The organism is Cupriavidus sp. (assembly GCF_057315035.1).
This window is the reverse complement of sequence record NZ_DBHKYV010000004.1, coordinates 275,020-289,678: the sequence shown is the minus strand read 5'-3', so window position 1 is coordinate 289,678 and position 14,659 is coordinate 275,020. Positions and strand designations below refer to the sequence as shown.

The 14,659-nt window shown below is 61.0% G+C and carries 16 protein-coding genes; 9 read left to right on the top strand and 7 right to left on the bottom strand.

What is annotated here, in order from left to right:
* Positions 1 to 6: 6 nt before the first annotated feature.
* From ACO550_RS09825 to ACO550_RS09800, 6 genes are read left to right on the top strand one after another with little or no spacing between them, the layout of a single operon-like run.
* Positions 7 to 783, top strand: coding sequence for a 5-oxoprolinase subunit PxpA (locus tag ACO550_RS09825; protein ID WP_315598656.1), 777 nt, complete (start codon positions 7 to 9; stop codon positions 781 to 783).
* Between the two features lie 7 nt (positions 784 to 790).
* On the top strand, positions 791 to 1,249 hold the full coding sequence (gene accB / locus ACO550_RS09820) for an acetyl-CoA carboxylase biotin carboxyl carrier protein (protein WP_315598657.1): 459 nt from the start codon (positions 791 to 793) through the stop codon (positions 1,247 to 1,249).
* The gene (accC, locus tag ACO550_RS09815) at positions 1,242 to 2,615 is read left to right on the top strand and encodes an acetyl-CoA carboxylase biotin carboxylase subunit (protein WP_315598658.1); all 1,374 of its coding nucleotides are present in this window, start codon (positions 1,242 to 1,244) and stop codon (positions 2,613 to 2,615) included. The genes accB and accC overlap by 8 nt, the downstream gene beginning before the upstream one ends.
* Positions 2,605 to 3,018 (top strand): hypothetical protein, encoded by a 414-nt coding sequence (locus ACO550_RS09810; RefSeq protein ID WP_315598659.1) that lies wholly within the window; start codon positions 2,605 to 2,607, stop codon positions 3,016 to 3,018. The genes accC and ACO550_RS09810 overlap by 11 nt, the downstream gene beginning before the upstream one ends.
* 50 nt (positions 3,019 to 3,068) lie before the next feature.
* On the top strand, positions 3,069 to 4,040 hold the full coding sequence (locus tag ACO550_RS09805) for a tripartite tricarboxylate transporter substrate-binding protein (RefSeq protein ID WP_315598660.1): 972 nt from the start codon (positions 3,069 to 3,071) through the stop codon (positions 4,038 to 4,040).
* Positions 4,041 to 4,081: 41 nt separating this feature from the next.
* On the top strand, positions 4,082 to 4,909 hold the full coding sequence (locus ACO550_RS09800) for a BPL-N domain-containing protein (protein WP_485994704.1): 828 nt from the start codon (positions 4,082 to 4,084) through the stop codon (positions 4,907 to 4,909).
* Positions 4,910 to 4,920: 11 nt separating this feature from the next.
* On the opposite strand, the gene ACO550_RS09795 is transcribed toward ACO550_RS09800, so the two are convergent.
* The 3 genes from ACO550_RS09795 to ACO550_RS09785 all read right to left on the bottom strand — a co-directional run bounded on the left by ACO550_RS09795 (position 4,921) and on the right by ACO550_RS09785 (position 8,216).
* Positions 4,921 to 5,802 (bottom strand): HpcH/HpaI aldolase/citrate lyase family protein, encoded by an 882-nt coding sequence (locus ACO550_RS09795; protein WP_485994702.1) that lies wholly within the window; start codon positions 5,800 to 5,802, stop codon positions 4,921 to 4,923.
* Between the two features lie 378 nt (positions 5,803 to 6,180).
* The gene (locus ACO550_RS09790) at positions 6,181 to 7,341 is read right to left on the bottom strand and encodes an acyl-CoA dehydrogenase family protein (protein ID WP_315595234.1); all 1,161 of its coding nucleotides are present in this window, start codon (positions 7,339 to 7,341) and stop codon (positions 6,181 to 6,183) included.
* Positions 7,342 to 7,367: 26 nt separating this feature from the next.
* Complete coding sequence (locus tag ACO550_RS09785; RefSeq protein WP_315595233.1) at positions 7,368 to 8,216, bottom strand: HTD2 family dehydratase; 849 nt, start codon at positions 8,214 to 8,216, stop codon at positions 7,368 to 7,370.
* A gap of 202 nt (positions 8,217 to 8,418) precedes the next feature.
* Here ACO550_RS09785 and ACO550_RS09780 point away from each other — a divergent pair, with 202 nt between their 5' ends.
* On the top strand, positions 8,419 to 9,354 hold the full coding sequence (locus ACO550_RS09780; protein ID WP_315595232.1) for a LysR substrate-binding domain-containing protein: 936 nt from the start codon (positions 8,419 to 8,421) through the stop codon (positions 9,352 to 9,354).
* Positions 9,355 to 9,374: 20 nt separating this feature from the next.
* On the opposite strand, the gene ACO550_RS09775 is transcribed toward ACO550_RS09780, so the two are convergent.
* The 3 genes from ACO550_RS09775 to ACO550_RS09765 are packed head-to-tail and all read right to left on the bottom strand — an operon-like array spanning position 9,375 to position 12,005.
* The gene (locus tag ACO550_RS09775; protein WP_315595231.1) at positions 9,375 to 10,841 is read right to left on the bottom strand and encodes an aldehyde dehydrogenase family protein; all 1,467 of its coding nucleotides are present in this window, start codon (positions 10,839 to 10,841) and stop codon (positions 9,375 to 9,377) included.
* A gap of 30 nt (positions 10,842 to 10,871) precedes the next feature.
* Complete coding sequence (locus ACO550_RS09770) at positions 10,872 to 11,468, bottom strand: thiamine pyrophosphate-dependent enzyme (protein WP_315595230.1); 597 nt, start codon at positions 11,466 to 11,468, stop codon at positions 10,872 to 10,874.
* Between the two features lie 3 nt (positions 11,469 to 11,471).
* On the bottom strand, positions 11,472 to 12,005 hold the full coding sequence (locus ACO550_RS09765) for a thiamine pyrophosphate-binding protein (RefSeq protein ID WP_315595229.1): 534 nt from the start codon (positions 12,003 to 12,005) through the stop codon (positions 11,472 to 11,474).
* A gap of 125 nt (positions 12,006 to 12,130) precedes the next feature.
* Here ACO550_RS09765 and ACO550_RS09760 point away from each other — a divergent pair, with 125 nt between their 5' ends.
* Positions 12,131 to 13,060 carry a LysR substrate-binding domain-containing protein gene (locus ACO550_RS09760; protein ID WP_315595228.1) on the top strand — a complete coding sequence of 310 codons (930 nt, stop codon included), beginning with the start codon at positions 12,131 to 12,133 and terminating at the stop codon, positions 13,058 to 13,060.
* A 16-nt stretch (positions 13,061 to 13,076) separates the two neighbouring features.
* On the opposite strand, the gene ACO550_RS09755 is transcribed toward ACO550_RS09760, so the two are convergent.
* Entirely contained in the window at positions 13,077 to 14,042 is a 966-nt protein-coding gene (locus tag ACO550_RS09755) for a tripartite tricarboxylate transporter substrate-binding protein (protein WP_315595227.1), read from the bottom strand.
* A 109-nt stretch (positions 14,043 to 14,151) separates the two neighbouring features.
* On the opposite strand from ACO550_RS09755, the gene ACO550_RS09750 reads away from it, so the two are divergent.
* Positions 14,152 to 14,616 (top strand): hypothetical protein, encoded by a 465-nt coding sequence (locus ACO550_RS09750; RefSeq protein ID WP_315595226.1) that lies wholly within the window; start codon positions 14,152 to 14,154, stop codon positions 14,614 to 14,616.
* The last annotated feature ends 43 nt before the right edge of the window (positions 14,617 to 14,659 follow it).

Below are 14,659 nucleotides of genomic sequence, written 5' to 3'. Positions count from 1 at the left end.
AAGATCATGAGCACGCAGCACAAGACCATCGAAGTGGATCTCAATTCAGACATGGGCGAGGGATTCGGCGCGTATCGCATGGGCGATGATGCCGCCATCCTCGAGATTGTGACCTCGGCCAATGTCGCATGCGGAATGCATGCCGGCGATCCGGAAATCATGGCGAAGACTTTCGCGCTGGCAAAAGCCCGCAACGTCGCCGTGGGGGCCCATCCCGGCTTCCCTGACCTGTGGGGCTTCGGCCGTCGCGTAATTCCGTTCACGCACGGGGAAATCGAACGACTGGTTGCCTATCAGATTGGCGCCGCCCAGGCATTGTCGCGCTATGCCGGCCATCCCATTACATACGTCAAGGCACATGGTGCATTGGGCAACCTGACGCAAACCGACGAAGGGGTGGCAAAGGCCATCGCCCGTGCCATCAAGGCGGTCGATCCCGACCTTATCTGCATGACCTTCGCCGGCGCGACGATGGAGCGTGTGGCTTCCGAAATGGGCCTCGCCGTGCGGCGCGAAGTGTTTGCCGACCGCGCGTACACCGATGAAGGGAACCTCGTGCATCGTTCGGTCCCCGGCGCAGTACTGCACGACGGCGATGAAGCCGCCGCGCGGATGCTCAGGATGGTCAGTGCGGGGGCAATCGAAACGATCTCGGGAAAGCTGCTGCCTGTGCAGATCGACACCATCTGCGTGCACAGCGACACACCTGGCGCAATCCAGATGGCGGCAAAGGTGCGCACTACGCTTGAGCGCGCCGGCATTGTGGTCAAGTCTTTCAGCTGAGGTACGCATGGACCTGAAGTTTGTCGAAACGCTTGCCGGCGTGCTGGAACGCTCAGCGGCACTCAGCGAAATCGAGTATGGCGACGGCCAGCGACACGTGACGCTGAAGCGCGGCTCATCGCCCCGCGCCATCCAAGCCAATGCATCCGCACAGCTCGCAACGGCGCCCGCTGCAACCATGGCCGTCGTTGCCGCCGTGGCCACCGTGGGCGCTCACAACATTGTTGCCGGCATGATCGGCACGTTCTATCGCGCGCCGGCCCCACACCAACCAGCCTTCGTATCGATCGGCGATACCGTGGAGGAAGGCCAGACGTTGGCCATTGTGGAAGCCATGAAGCTGCTCAACCCGATTGAATCCGACCGCGCGGGCCGCATAGTCGAGATCCTCGTGCCCGACGGCGCTGCCGTCTCCGCCGACACCGCCCTGTTCGTCATCGAGGACCTGGAGACAACCAATGTTTGACACAGTCCTGATCGCGAATCGCGGAGAAATCGCACTGCGCATCCAACGCGCCTGCCGCAAGCTGGGGCTCAAGACCGTGGCTGCGCACTCTGACGCCGACACCACGCTGCGCCATGTGGCATTGGCCGACCAGTCCATTTGCATTGGCGCCGCCCCATCGCCCCAGAGCTACCTGAATCAGCAGGAGATCCTGCTGGCCGCGAAAGTCACGGGCGCTGGCGCCATCCATCCCGGATACGGCTTCCTGTCCGAGAATGCGTCCTTTGCCGCTGCCGTCGAGGGTGCCGGGCTCGTCTTCATTGGCCCGACGTCCCAGTCCATCCGGCTGATGGGCGACAAGGTGACGGCGAAGCAGGCCATGGCAGCGGCAGGGGTCCCGTGCGTACCCGGCTCGGATGGCCCGCTGCCAGATGACCCCGCGAGCATCGCGGAAACTGCGGAGCGCGTGGGCTATCCACTCATCGTAAAGGCGGCAGGCGGCGGTGGCGGCAGGGGTATGCGCGTCGTCGAACGGCCTGACGATCTGCTCGATGCAGTCGCCATGACCAGGGAAGAAGCTGGACGCGCTTTCGGGAATCCCACCGTGTATCTCGAACGCTACCTGAAGACCCCGCGCCATATCGAGATACAGGTGCTTGCCGACATGCACGGCAATGCAATCTGGCTTGGCGAGCGAGACTGCTCCACCCAGCGACGTCACCAGAAGCTGATCGAAGAGTCTCCCGCACCGGGCATCGACCGCAGCGAGATTGCGCGGGTTGGCAAGCTCTGCGCACATGCCTGCGTGCAGATTGGCTACCGCGGCGCAGGCACGTTCGAGTTCCTGTACGAGGATGGCGAGTTTTTCTTTATCGAGATGAACACGCGCGTCCAGGTCGAACATCCAGTAACCGAGCTCGTGACCGGTATCGATATCGTTGCCGAACAGCTGCGAATTGCGCGCGGCGAGACACTAGGCATCAGGCAGGCCGATGTCGCGTTCACCGGCCACGCCATTGAATGCCGGATCAATGCCGAGCACCCGTGGAAGTTCACGCCCTGCCCCGGGACGATCGATGAGTGGATTGTTCCGGGTGGACCCGGCGTGAGGGTGGAGTCGCATGTGTACCCGGGATATGCGGTACCGCCGCACTATGACTCGCTCATCGCCAAGCTGCTGGCGCATGGGTCTACCCGGGAAGAAGCCATCGCCCGAATGAAGGCCGCACTGGACGAGATGCAGGTGCGAGGCATTCACACGACCGTGCCATTGCATCGCAGGTTGATGGATGAATCGGACTTTGCCGATGGCGGCGCCGACATCCACTATCTCGAGCGGCTGATATCGCAATGGGCCGTAGCAAAGGAAAGCAACCATGCACACTGAAGCGCTTGCCGCACTGGCAGCCACACTTGAGCGAGCCGAAGTAACCGAGCTGACCTATCGCGAGGGCTCTGAAGTCTTGACGCTGCGCTTTGCCGGAACGACCGCGCCGGCACCCGGAGAGCCCGCAAGACAGGAACCATCTTTCGCGCCGTCTGCATCTCCTGACGCAAGCAGGCTGGATATCCTCGCCAATGCCACCGGTTCATTCAGTCGGACTCATCCGCTCACCGATGAGTCGCCCGCCGAGCAGGTCACGCAGGGGGAGCATGTGGGCTATCTGGCGGTGGAATCCGTACTGAGTGCGATCACCGCACCGACTGATGGAAGGGCGGCGGAACAGCTCGCTGAGGATGGCAAGACCGTTGGATACGGTCAAGCGCTTGTCGCGCTCATCGCAGCGTAGTCACCTCGTTTCCTTGCACGCCTATATCCCCCAACGAAAGGACAGACGCCATGAAGCGCCTCACGACCGCCGTACTTGCCACAATGTCTCTTCTCAGCGCACCGGCCTTCGCCAGTGCCGCTGACTATCCCAACAAGCCAATCCGCGTGCTGGTGCCATACCCGCCCGGGGGCTCCACCGACGGCGTGGCGCGCCTGCTCGGCCAAAAGCTCGCCGCCAGGCTTGGCCAGCCGGTCGTGGTCGACAATCGCCCGGGTGCCAGTGAAGCCATTGCTGCCAGCGCGGTAGCAAAAGCCGCGCCCGACGGATACACCTTGCTGTTCGCAACCATGACGGGGCTTTCCGTCAATCCAAGCCTGTACAGCAAGCTCAGCTACGACCCCGCCAAGGACTTCGCGCCCATTATCCAGGCCACCTCGATTCCCAGTGTGATCGTGGTGAATCCAAACGTGCCGGTGAACTCGATGCCTGACCTGGCACGCTACCTGAAGAGCCGGCCGTCCTCGGAAGGCTACGCGTCAGCGGGCAACGGCACACCAAGCCATCTGGGCATGGAGTTATACAAGAAGGCGACCGGCACCAATATCGTCCATGTACCTTACAAGGGCGGCGCGCCAGCGCTTCAGGACCTGATGGCAGGGCAGGTGCAGGTCATGATGGCATTGGCCCCGGAAGCCATGCCGCTGGTCAAGGGCGGCAAGCTGAAGGCGCTGGCCATCACCACCTCGAAACGCGCGACGGCATACCCCGAGCTTCAGACCGTGTCGGAAAATGGCTTGCCCGGCTTCGAGATGATCTTCTGGCAGGCGTTGGTCGCTCCGGCTGGTACGCCCAAAGAAATCACCGCGAAGCTGAACAAGACCGTCAACGAGATCCTGGCTGAACCCGACATCAAGCGCCGTCTCGTGGAGATGGACCTCGAGCCAGCCGGTGGTAGCGAAGCGGCGCTGGAGAGCCTGATGCGGACCCAAGCAGGCAAGTGGAAGAAAGTCGTGCTGGACGCGGGCATAAAACTGGACTGAAATGTGGGCATACCCTTGCGAGGTAGCCAACAGGACAGGCGATGCCGAAACCAACGATTCTGACCTACGTGGACGAAGGCGCGTCCGACTGGACGGCATGCCTCATGCGCACCATCGGGCACCAGCTCCCTGCCGGGCACTACGAAATGCGCGCGGTGGTGGCCGAGGATATTCGCCACGACCCAACGCTGTTCGATGATGCCGTCCTGTTCGTCATGCCGGGCGGGGCCGACCTGCCCTACTGCGCGGCGCTCAACGGCGCTCCCAACGCCCGCATCCGGCAGTTTGTCGAAGGCGGTGGATGCTACTTTGGCATCTGCGCGGGCGCCTACTATGGCTGCCGGGAAATCGCGTTCCACGCCGGAACGCGCGGTGCCATCTGCGGCCCGCGCGAGTTGAGTTTTCTCGATGCGGTAGCCGTGGGCTCGCTGCCCGAACTTACCGCAGGCAGACTCTATGACGGAACGCCGCGTACCGCAACGGCCGCCGCGCTACGCACGAGCCCGGATCTGCCGGGACCGCCGACGGAGCTCTACACGCATTACCACGGCGGCTGCAGCTTCGATTTCCAAGGTACGCCACCTGCCGACACGTCGATACTCGCCACCTATGCCGAGCTTGCTGGCACGCCGCCCGCGGTGGTCTTGACACGCGTGGGCCTCGGCAGGGCTATCCTGTCCGGCGTTCACCTCGAGATTTCCGAGCACGAATTCCGCGAAGCGCTGCGCTCGCACAGCGATATGGCGGAGCATGTCTTCGTGTGTGACAGGCTTGCCGATACCGAGGCAGAACGGCTGGCACTGTTCCGCCAGTTGCTGACGTTGGGCGGCTTGACGCTGTCCGATGCCGCTCAGACAGGGGGCGGGTAAGACCCCGCAGTTCAATCCATACCGTCTACCTGACACAGGATCCGGTGTGCCAGGCGCAGATGTGGGCGGTCGATCATCGCATTGCCCAGGCGCGCGACACCGGAAGCGCCTGCCTTGGAAAACGCTGCCACCACATCCCTGGCCCACGCGATTTCCGCTTCCTTTGGCGCGAAGGCGCGGTTGATGGCATCGACATGGTCCGGGTGCGCAGCGGCCTTGCCAGTAAAGCCATCGCGCTTGGCAAGCGTGGCTTCCGCTTCAATGTCTGTGTCACCGCCCAACCGCGTACTCACCGCATCGATGGCACCAATACCCGCTTGGGCTGCCGCCAGAAGGCACATCGTGCGCGCCACCGAGAACGGACCCGTGAGTTCCGCCTGGCTATGCGCCGTGATGGCGCCCAGGTCAGCCGCCAGATCGTCCACCCCCCACATCAGCGCTTTTAGCCGCATCGGTGCATTGCGATAGGACGACAGGCCAAAGACACCCTCGGAGGACTCCGTCGCCATGGCGATGACAGAGGTTTCCCAGGCACCATCGAGCAACGCACACTCCAGGGCAGCGAGAAAGTCACACAGTCGATGTACGTCTTCAACGCTGCGGCATTTTGGCAGGACGATGGCGTCCGGCCGAAATGGCACGATGGCCGCCAGATCGCGCAGAATGTGTCCGGAGGTCAAGCCATTTACCCGCACCAGAAACGCCGGCGACATCGTGTCGCGATGCGACTCGAGAAATGCGGTGAGCTTGTGTCGCGCGTCATCCTTGCCTTGCTCCGGTACCGCGTCTTCAAGGTCGAAGATCAGTGCATCCGCCTCGCACCGCAGCGAGGCCTGCAGTTTCCGATCACTGTCGGCGGGGACAAACAGAAGAGAATGCAGAGGTTCGAGCATGACGGGGACGGCTCCGGAAAGATGGCGGACGGGTTTACGTAGCTGCGCAATGCACAGTCGCTAGATTGCGCGCCCCTGTGGCACTACACAACCTTTCATTTCCGAACGCCGCTTTCGCGCTTTGCGAATGGGTGACCGGCGAGCGCATAGCCGGCGGCGTCGCTGGTTTTCGCTCCCCTCTCCCGCGGCGCGGGAGAGGGGTTGGGGGAGAGGGCATGAGGTTCAAATTGCGACCTGTCTCGGGTTGAACCGCTGGCCCTCTCCCCCGCCCCTCTCCCGCTCGCGGGAGAGGGGAGAACACCGAGGGCATAACCCAGCAAAAAAAAACGACCCGCCTACGGCGGGTCGATAAAGGGTCAAAATATGACCCGCTTTGGATCAGAACGAACGTGGCATGCCCAGGATGTGCTCGCCAACGTAGGACAGAATCAGGTTGGTGGAAATCGGTGCGACCTGGTACAGGCGGGTCTCACGGAACTTGCGTTCGACGTCGTATTCGGCGGCAAAACCGAAGCCGCCGTGGTACTGCAGACAGGCATTCGCAGCTTCCCACGAAGCGTCAGCGGCCAGCAGCTTGGCCATATTGGCCTCCGCGCCGCACTGCTGATGGGCATCGAACAGCTTTGCGGCCTTGAATCGCATCAGGCTCGCGGCTTCCACGTTCACGAACGCCTTGGCAATCGGGAACTGCACGCCCTGGTTCTGGCCAATGGGTCGACCGAAGACGATGCGTTCGTTGACGTACTTGGTCACCTTGTCGATAAACCAGTATCCGTCGCCGATGCACTCGGCGGCGATCAGGGTACGCTCGGCGTTGAGGCCGTCCAGGATGTACTTGAAGCCCTTGCCTTCCTCGCCAATCAGGTTCTCGACAGGAATCTCCAGGTTGTCGAAGAACAGCTCATTGGTTTCGTGGTTCACCATGTTGATGATGGGCTGAACCGTCATGCCGTTGCCGATGGCCTCGCGCAGGTCGACCACGAAGATCGACATGCCTTCTGACTTCTTCTTCACCTGGTCAAGCGGTGTGGTGCGGGCCAGCAGGATCATCAGGTCCGAATGCTGGACGCGCGAGATCCATACCTTCTGCCCGTTGACGACATACTTGTCACCACGGCGCACGGCGGTGGTCTTGATCTTGGTCGTATCGGTGCCGGTAGTCGGCTCGGTGACGGCCATCGATTGCAGGCGCAGTTCGCCGCTGGCGATCTTCGGCAGGTACAGCTTCTTCTGTTCAGCCGAACCGTGACGCAACAGCGTGCCCATGTTGTACATCTGGCCATGGCACGCACCGGAGTTACCGCCGGCACGGTTGATTTCTTCCATGATCACCGAGGCCTGGGTAAGACCCAGCCCGGAGCCGCCGAACTCTTCCGGGATCAGCGCAGCCAACCAGCCCGCTTGCGTCAGGGCATTGACGAACTCTTCCGGATAGCCTCGAACTTCATCAATCTTGCGAAAGTATTCGGACGAAAACTGACCACACAGGTCGCGGACAGCTTCACGGATTTCTTGGTACTCATCGACGCGGTCTAGCACAACGTGTCTCCAGGGGTATGCGGGGGTCAGGCAAGTTCGGCCGTGGCAGTCATGCCAAGCGCGCCGTCTTCGTGGCGAATCCAGAGGGCGACGGACTTGCCGTCTTCATCTCGTTTTCCGCAAACGTAAAGGCGCTGCGGAACAAATGCGGGACGTACGCCGCGGAACGTGAAGCGCTTCACGGTGGCATCGGGCAGGTTGTTGCGGACGAGTTCGAGCAGCAGCGTGGCCTGCAACGGACCATGTACGATCAGGTTCGGGTAGTGCTCGACGCCACTCACGTACTCCTTGTCGTAGTGAATGCGGTGACCATTGAAAGTCAAGGCAGAGTAGCGGAACAGGAGCACAGGATCAGTCACGACTTCCTGGATCCACTCCTCGTCATGGCGAGCCTCGACAGCTTCCGCAGCCGGTGCGTCAGGGGAAGCCGCCTCGCGGTAGACGATGTCGTGCTCTTCAGTGATGGCCAGGCCAGACTGACCGTAGTACTTGTGTTCGACAGTGACGAATGCCAAAGCACCCGAGCGGCCAGTTTTGGCGTTGACATCCAGGATGGTCGACACCTTCCGGGCGCTCTCGCCGATCCGCAGCGGCTGATGAAACTCGAGTCGGCTACCCGCCCACATGCGACGGGGCAGAGGAATCGGAGGCAGGAAACCACCGCGGGATGCGTGGCCATCGGAGCCGGTTTCGGACTGTCGATGCACCGGAAGAAAGTAGAGCCAGTGCCAGAGCGGCGCGATGGCGTCGCCACGCGCCAGTGGCTGTTCTTCATAGTCAAGCGTGGCAGCCAGGGCCTTTACCGGAAAAGCTGTGATGTCGTCCTGGCTATTCGCCGTCTTGCCTACCCATTCCTTGAACTTCACAACATCCATGGCGTTTCCTCTGGTCTCCTTGCTTGGGACTCAACTATGCACGGGAGACGGCGGCAAACCAATTCGAAAGTTCGGAACGAGCCATTCGCCTGGACGGAACGCAGACTCCTCTTGCAACACATCCAGTCGCATACACTGCTGGCAGCCGCAACGTTTTGCGCGCCAAGTGACGACTTGGTACAGTGATGCCGGAGGAAAATTCATGCATTTCGATTTCGCTGACCTGCGTCTCTTTGCCCGTATTGCCGAGGAACAGAACCTGTCCCGTGGGGCCAGGAAGGCCTTCCTGTCGCCGGCCGCCGCCAGCGCCCGGCTGAAGGCTCTTGAAGACCAGCTTGGCACACGCCTGTTTTATCGGGAGAGCAAGGGGTTGGCGCTGACGCCTGCCGGCGACCGCCTGTTGCGTCACGCACGGGTCATCGAACGGCAATTCGAACACGTTCGCAGCGAGTTCGAGGAGTTCTCCAAGGAGTCGGTCGGACACATCCGCATCTTTGCCAATACGACGGCAGTGACGGAGTTCATGCCGGAGGTCCTGGCCCGCTTCATGGCCGAGCGGCACGCGGTAACCGTGGACCTGCAGGAACGCCTGACCCGGGACATCATTCGGGGTGTACTGGATGGCAGTGCCGACCTGGGCATCGTATCCGGGCCCATCACCGCCGACGGGCTGGAGGTCATTCACTTCAGCACCGACAAACTCGTGCTGGTAACACCGATCGACCATCCACTCACGAAAAAGCGCGGCGTAACGTTTGAGGATTCGCTCGAGTACGACCATGTGAGCCTGCATGAGGGCAGCACCCTCCATGCATTCCTGACCGAACTGGTGCGCGACCAGCGCAAGAAACTCCAGATTCGAATCCAGATTCGCAGTTTCGAGGCCGCATGCCGGATGATTGAAGCTGGCGTGGGCGTGGGCGTATTGCCGCTCTCAGCGGCGTTGCGGCACCGCAAGACCATGAAGCTGGCGATCGTGGAATTGCCGGAGCCATGGGCGATTCGGGAACGGGCAGTCCTGGTGCGCGAACTGGATGGCTTGCCTAGCTGTGCGAAGGCACTGATCGATGCATTGATCGAAACTGCGGAAGCGGCGGGCGGCAGTCGCGACGACGCCATCAACGCCCCCGCCGCATAGTCCCGGATACGAACGCCCGGCTATCGCATGGTGAACGGGTTGCCGGTAGGCGCGCCGGTGTTCACCCACACGCTTTTGGTGTGTAGGTATGAGTCGATGGCTGCGATCCCGTTCTCGCGACCAAGGCCGGAATCCTTATAACCCCCGAATGGCGACATGAAACTGACCGCCCGATAGGTGTTCACCCATACCGTGCCGGCCTGGATACGCTCGGACATGCGGAATGCGCGTCCGATGTCTGAGGTCCACACGCCCGCACCCAGTCCGTAACAACTGTCATTCGCCATGCCCACGGCCTCGTCCTCATCCTTGAACTTGAGGATGGAGAGCACCGGCCCAAACACTTCCTCCTGGGCAATGCGCATCTTCGGCAGGACATTCGAGAAGATGGTTGGTTCGACAAACAGGCCACCGCGGGAGGCGGGCTTTCCACCAAGCAGCAACCTGGCACCTTCGTCCTGCGCGATCCTGATGTAGGACAGCACTTTCTCGTACTGCGCTGGCGTCGTGATCGGGCCAACCTGGGTGCTTGCATCCATCGGATTGCCGAGCCTCGCCGTACCCGCCAGCGCCAGCAGGCGCTCGATAAACTCGTCGTGAATACTCTCTTGCAACAGCAGTCGCGAACCTGCGATGCAGGTCTGCCCGCTTGCGGCAAAGATGCCGGAAACCGCGCCGTTCACGGCGTCATCGATATTGGCATCGCCAAACACGATGTTCGGTGACTTGCCGCCGAGTTCAAGCGCAACATGCTTGAACTGCGCCGCGCACTGCTGGTTGATGATACGGCCAGTGGCGTCAGAGCCAGTGAACGTGACCTTCTTGACCAATGGGTGCGTAACCAGGGGCGAGCCAACCTCGCCACCAAAGCCAGTCACAACGTTGAAGACGCCCGGCGGGAACCCTGCCTCTTCGAACAGCATTGCCAATTCAAGCGTGGAGACCGAGGTGAACTCGGAGGGTTTCACCACGACAGTACAGCCCGCGGCCAGCGCAGGCGCAATCTTCCAGGCAAGCAACATCAGCGGAGAGTTCCACGGCGTAATGGCCGCCACGACTCCCAAAGGCTCACGCCGCGTGTAGTTGAAGTAGCCTTTCTTGTCCAGCGGAACGACCGAGCCTTCAACCTTGTCCGCCAGGCCACCAAAGTAATAAAACCATTGCGGCAGATACCTGACCTGGGCGCCCATCTCGGCAAGCAGCTTGCCGTTGTCCTGCACCTCGGTCTCTGCCAGCCGATCGGCATTCGCCGCAATCAGGTCGCCGAGTTTGCGCAGCAACGCGCCACGTTGCGTCGGTGTCATGTCCGCCCAGGGACCGGTCCGGAACGCCTTGTCGGCCGCCGTGACGGCGCGCTCGACATCCGCCTGGCTTCCCCGAGCCACCTCAGCCCAGGCTTTCCCGGTGAACGGATTCAGCGTTTCAAACCAGCGACCGTCGCTCGCATTGACGAAGGCCCCATCGATGAACATTGGATACTGCTTCATGGCGCTTTGCTTCCGGTTGAGTTTGCGGGCCTAGAATGTTTCGAATCCCAGGTGCTGGCGGAATCGGTTCTTCACATAGACGCCGTCGCGCGGCGGCAGGGCGCGCTGCGGCTCCTCGGTCGAAATATAGACCTGTGCCACAGTCATGCCATCAGCCTTCCTGATCTGCGCGGCGAGCTGGACCAGTTCATCGATAGCGGAGATCTCGAGCGTGTTCGGTACACCGACTGCACGGGCAACCTGCGCCAGGTTGGTTCCCAGGCTGGTGTGGCTCTGCTGCATGCCGGTCTCGCCAAAGTGGCCGTTATCAAGAATCACGATGGCCAGGTTCTTCTGCTTCTGTGCGGCGGCAGTGGCCAGGCTGCCAATGCCCATCAGTTGCTCGCCATCGCCAGTGATGGCGATTACCTGCTTCTCCGGTTGCGCAATAGCCAGGCCGAGGGCCAGCGAGGTGGATCCGCCCATGGCACCCCACAGGTAAAAATTGCCGGGACGATCGCCAGCTGCGAATACGTCGTACGAGGGCGAACCGAGGCCTGTCACCACCAGGGCATCAGGAAACTGCTTGAGCAGTTCGGCAACGAACTTGCGGCGATCAATGCCAGTCTTGGGAGTCGAGGTAGTCATGATTCAGCGCATCCACTTTTTACGGCCGATGAGGCTCTGGGAGAGGAGAACGGCAACACGGTTGCCTGCATCGAAAGCCGAGGCCAGGCCGGCATCTACGAGTTCCGCAGCCTCTTCCGGCGAGTTCACGCGGTACACGGTGATACCCATCAGTTCGAGCGCGCGCTCCGTTGCAAGGCCCATCGGGTTTTGCCACGGATTGAACTCCGCATACTCGCCACGCATGGTCACCAGCGTGAAGAACGGGAAGCGGCAGCTATCGAGCAGCGAGAACATGTTCACGCAGTTGCCCACGCCGCTGCTCTGCATCAGCAGGACGGCACGCTGACCGCCCAGCCACGCACCGCTCACCACGGCCACGCCTTCCTCCTCCGTGGTCAACACCACGTCGCGGATTTCCGGATCCGCCTTGGCGCGCTTTATCGCATGAGAGTGGCCAGCATCGGGCACGTATGCCACCTGCTGGACATTGTTTTCCTTGAAGGCCTGGAAGATGGCCTCTTGCCACGCAAGCGGCTCAGAGTTTGGACTGGTCATAGTGGGCAAATAGATCGGGTGGGAACAGCGTTGCCATCATAGTTTTGATTGGCTTGTGTCACTAAATAGAATATTTTGATGTCACAATCACAAAGCTGAATGGCAACGAAAGGGAACGGAAATTCATGGATATCAAGCAGCTACGCGCCTTGTTGGCAATCGCCGAGACAGGTAGCGCCACGAAAGCCGCGGATTTGCTGCGGATTGTTCAGCCAGCGGTTTCCCGCCACGTACGGCTGCTGGAAGAAGAGCTTGGCGTCGAACTTTTCGAGCGCGAGCGCCATGGCATGGTCCTGACAAAGGCCGGGAAAACCATGGTCGAATACGGAAGGCGTGCGCTCCAGGAACTCGACCGCGCAAAATCCGAAATACGCCCCTCGGCCAGCGTCCTGTCAGGCACTGCTGCAATCGGGCTGCTGCCGAGCACTTGCGAACTGCTGGCCACCGAACTGGTTGCAACGGTCAAATCGAAACATCCGCAAATCGTTGTCCGCCTCAATGCCGGGTACGCGGGCAACGTGCTCCAGTGGCTGGAGGCTGGTGATGTTGAGGTTGCATTGCTGTACGACACAAAATCATCCTCCATGCTGGTTGCCCAAGCGCTACTGGATGAACAGCTTTTCCTGATCGGGCCGCCAGGCGCACTTGAAGCGGGTTCACATCAGTCGGTAATGCAATTCAGGGAGCTCCCGCTGGTGCTTCCCAACGCCCCCCACGGCCTGCGCAGCGTTGTGGAGCATGCATGCGCGGTGGCAGGGATTACGCCAACGATTGCAGTCGAGACAAACGCCCTCAGCGTTCAGAAGGACCTCGTCGCCAAAGGCTTTGGATACACCGTGCTACCCAGCTCGGCGGTGTCTGAAGAACTCGAGAACGGAACCCTGTCCGGCGTACCCATCGTCACGCCCAACCTTTCACGACGCATCGTCATGGCCACATCGTCCAGCCGCCGGCCGTCTCCCGCTTCGGCCTTCGCCGCTTCAGAGCTCGTAACGCTGATGAAGCGATTGGTGCTTGACGGGGCGTGGCCGGGAGCAACCTGGATCGGCAACTAGAAGCGCGACCCCGGCCTTATTCGGGCTGGATGTTGCCGCTCTTGATGACTTCGGCCCAGCGCTTGGTCTCAGCCTGCACAAACGCTGCAGCCTTGTCCGGAGTCGAGCCAACCACGGGCTCGACTCCGATCTTCTGCATCCGTTGCTTGACGTCAGGGTCTTTGACGATGCTCTGGAGCGCCACGCTCAGCTTTTCGACAACGGGAGCCGGCGTACCCTTCGGGACCATGACCATGTTCCAGATCGAAGTCTCATAGTTGGGGAACCCCGCTTCCTTCATGGTCGGAACGTTGGGAAGGACCGATGAACGCGTGCCAGTAGTGACCGCCAGGGCCTTGAGACGACCGGTCTGGATCATCGGGGCAGCCGTGGAAACCGCATCGGTCAGGAACTGGACATCGCCGGCTATGACAGACTGAATCGCCTGGCTCGCCCCACGGAAAGGCACATGTGTAAGTTCGAGCTTTTCCTGGTACTGAAGCAGCTCCACAGCCATATGCAACGCACTGCCTTTGCCCGCCGACCCGTAGCTGTATTTGCCCGGGTTCTTCCGGATCTCGTCGACGAGCTCCTTCGCGGTATTGGCCTTGACCGAAGTATTCACAGCCAACACCATCGGCACTGAGGCAACCACCGAAACCGGAACGACATCGTTGGGGTCGTACGCGAGACGCTTGTACAGCGTAGTGTTGATGGCGTGGGAACTGGTGCCAAACAGCAGCGTGTAACCGTCTGCCTTGCTCTTCGCCACGCCGTCGGTGGCAATCGTCCCTCCTGCTCCAGCCTTGTTCTCGACCACAACCGCCTGCCCCAGCAAGATGCTCATCCGGTTGGCGACGATCCGCGCAACCAGGTCAGTACTGCCACCTGCGGCGAAACCGACCACGAGGCGTATCGGGTGGTCTGGGTATGCAGGCTGGGCGTACGCACCGACAGAAAAAAGTGCGAGCGCCACCCCCGCCTTGATGAACAAGCGTTTCATGTCTCTTCCAGATAGTTGTTTTGTGGACGGGCGTCATGCGCCATCCCTGTAGACGATCTTATCCACCGCACTGGAAGAGCGTGAAATAGAAGATTCGGCTGCTGCCATCATGCTTTGGCATGCCTGCGCCCCCCGCAACAGTCAGACCCAACACGCACCTTGGTATATTCAGCGCCTGTCAACCACCAAGCAATTACAAGACATGGACAAGAAATCGATACGGGTATCGCACGTTGCGATCCCTGGCGACCTGAGCGTCCTCAAGCTGAAGAGCTATTTGAAGGCAGAACTCGCTGGCGTGGCTCAAGGCACCGGCGAGAACGAAATCCTGCTGGTGAAGGTGCTGGTGCCGCGGTCGCTGGGCATCAAGGCAGGAGAAAAACTGTTCGACAAGGTCCTGCAAGGCATCGTCGACAAGGACCCACGCGTGAAACGGGTGTCGGTCGAATTCGTCGATGGCGAAATCAGCCCGGAGGCAATTGCTGCAAGCGAGGCACGCATCCAGAAGGAAATCGACGCGTACGGGCACTTGCTGCAAGAGCCTCAGGAGCCGAACGATGGAGGCAACAACTGAGCAACTAGCTGGGCTTCATGGGTCACATTAACAGCCAACAAAG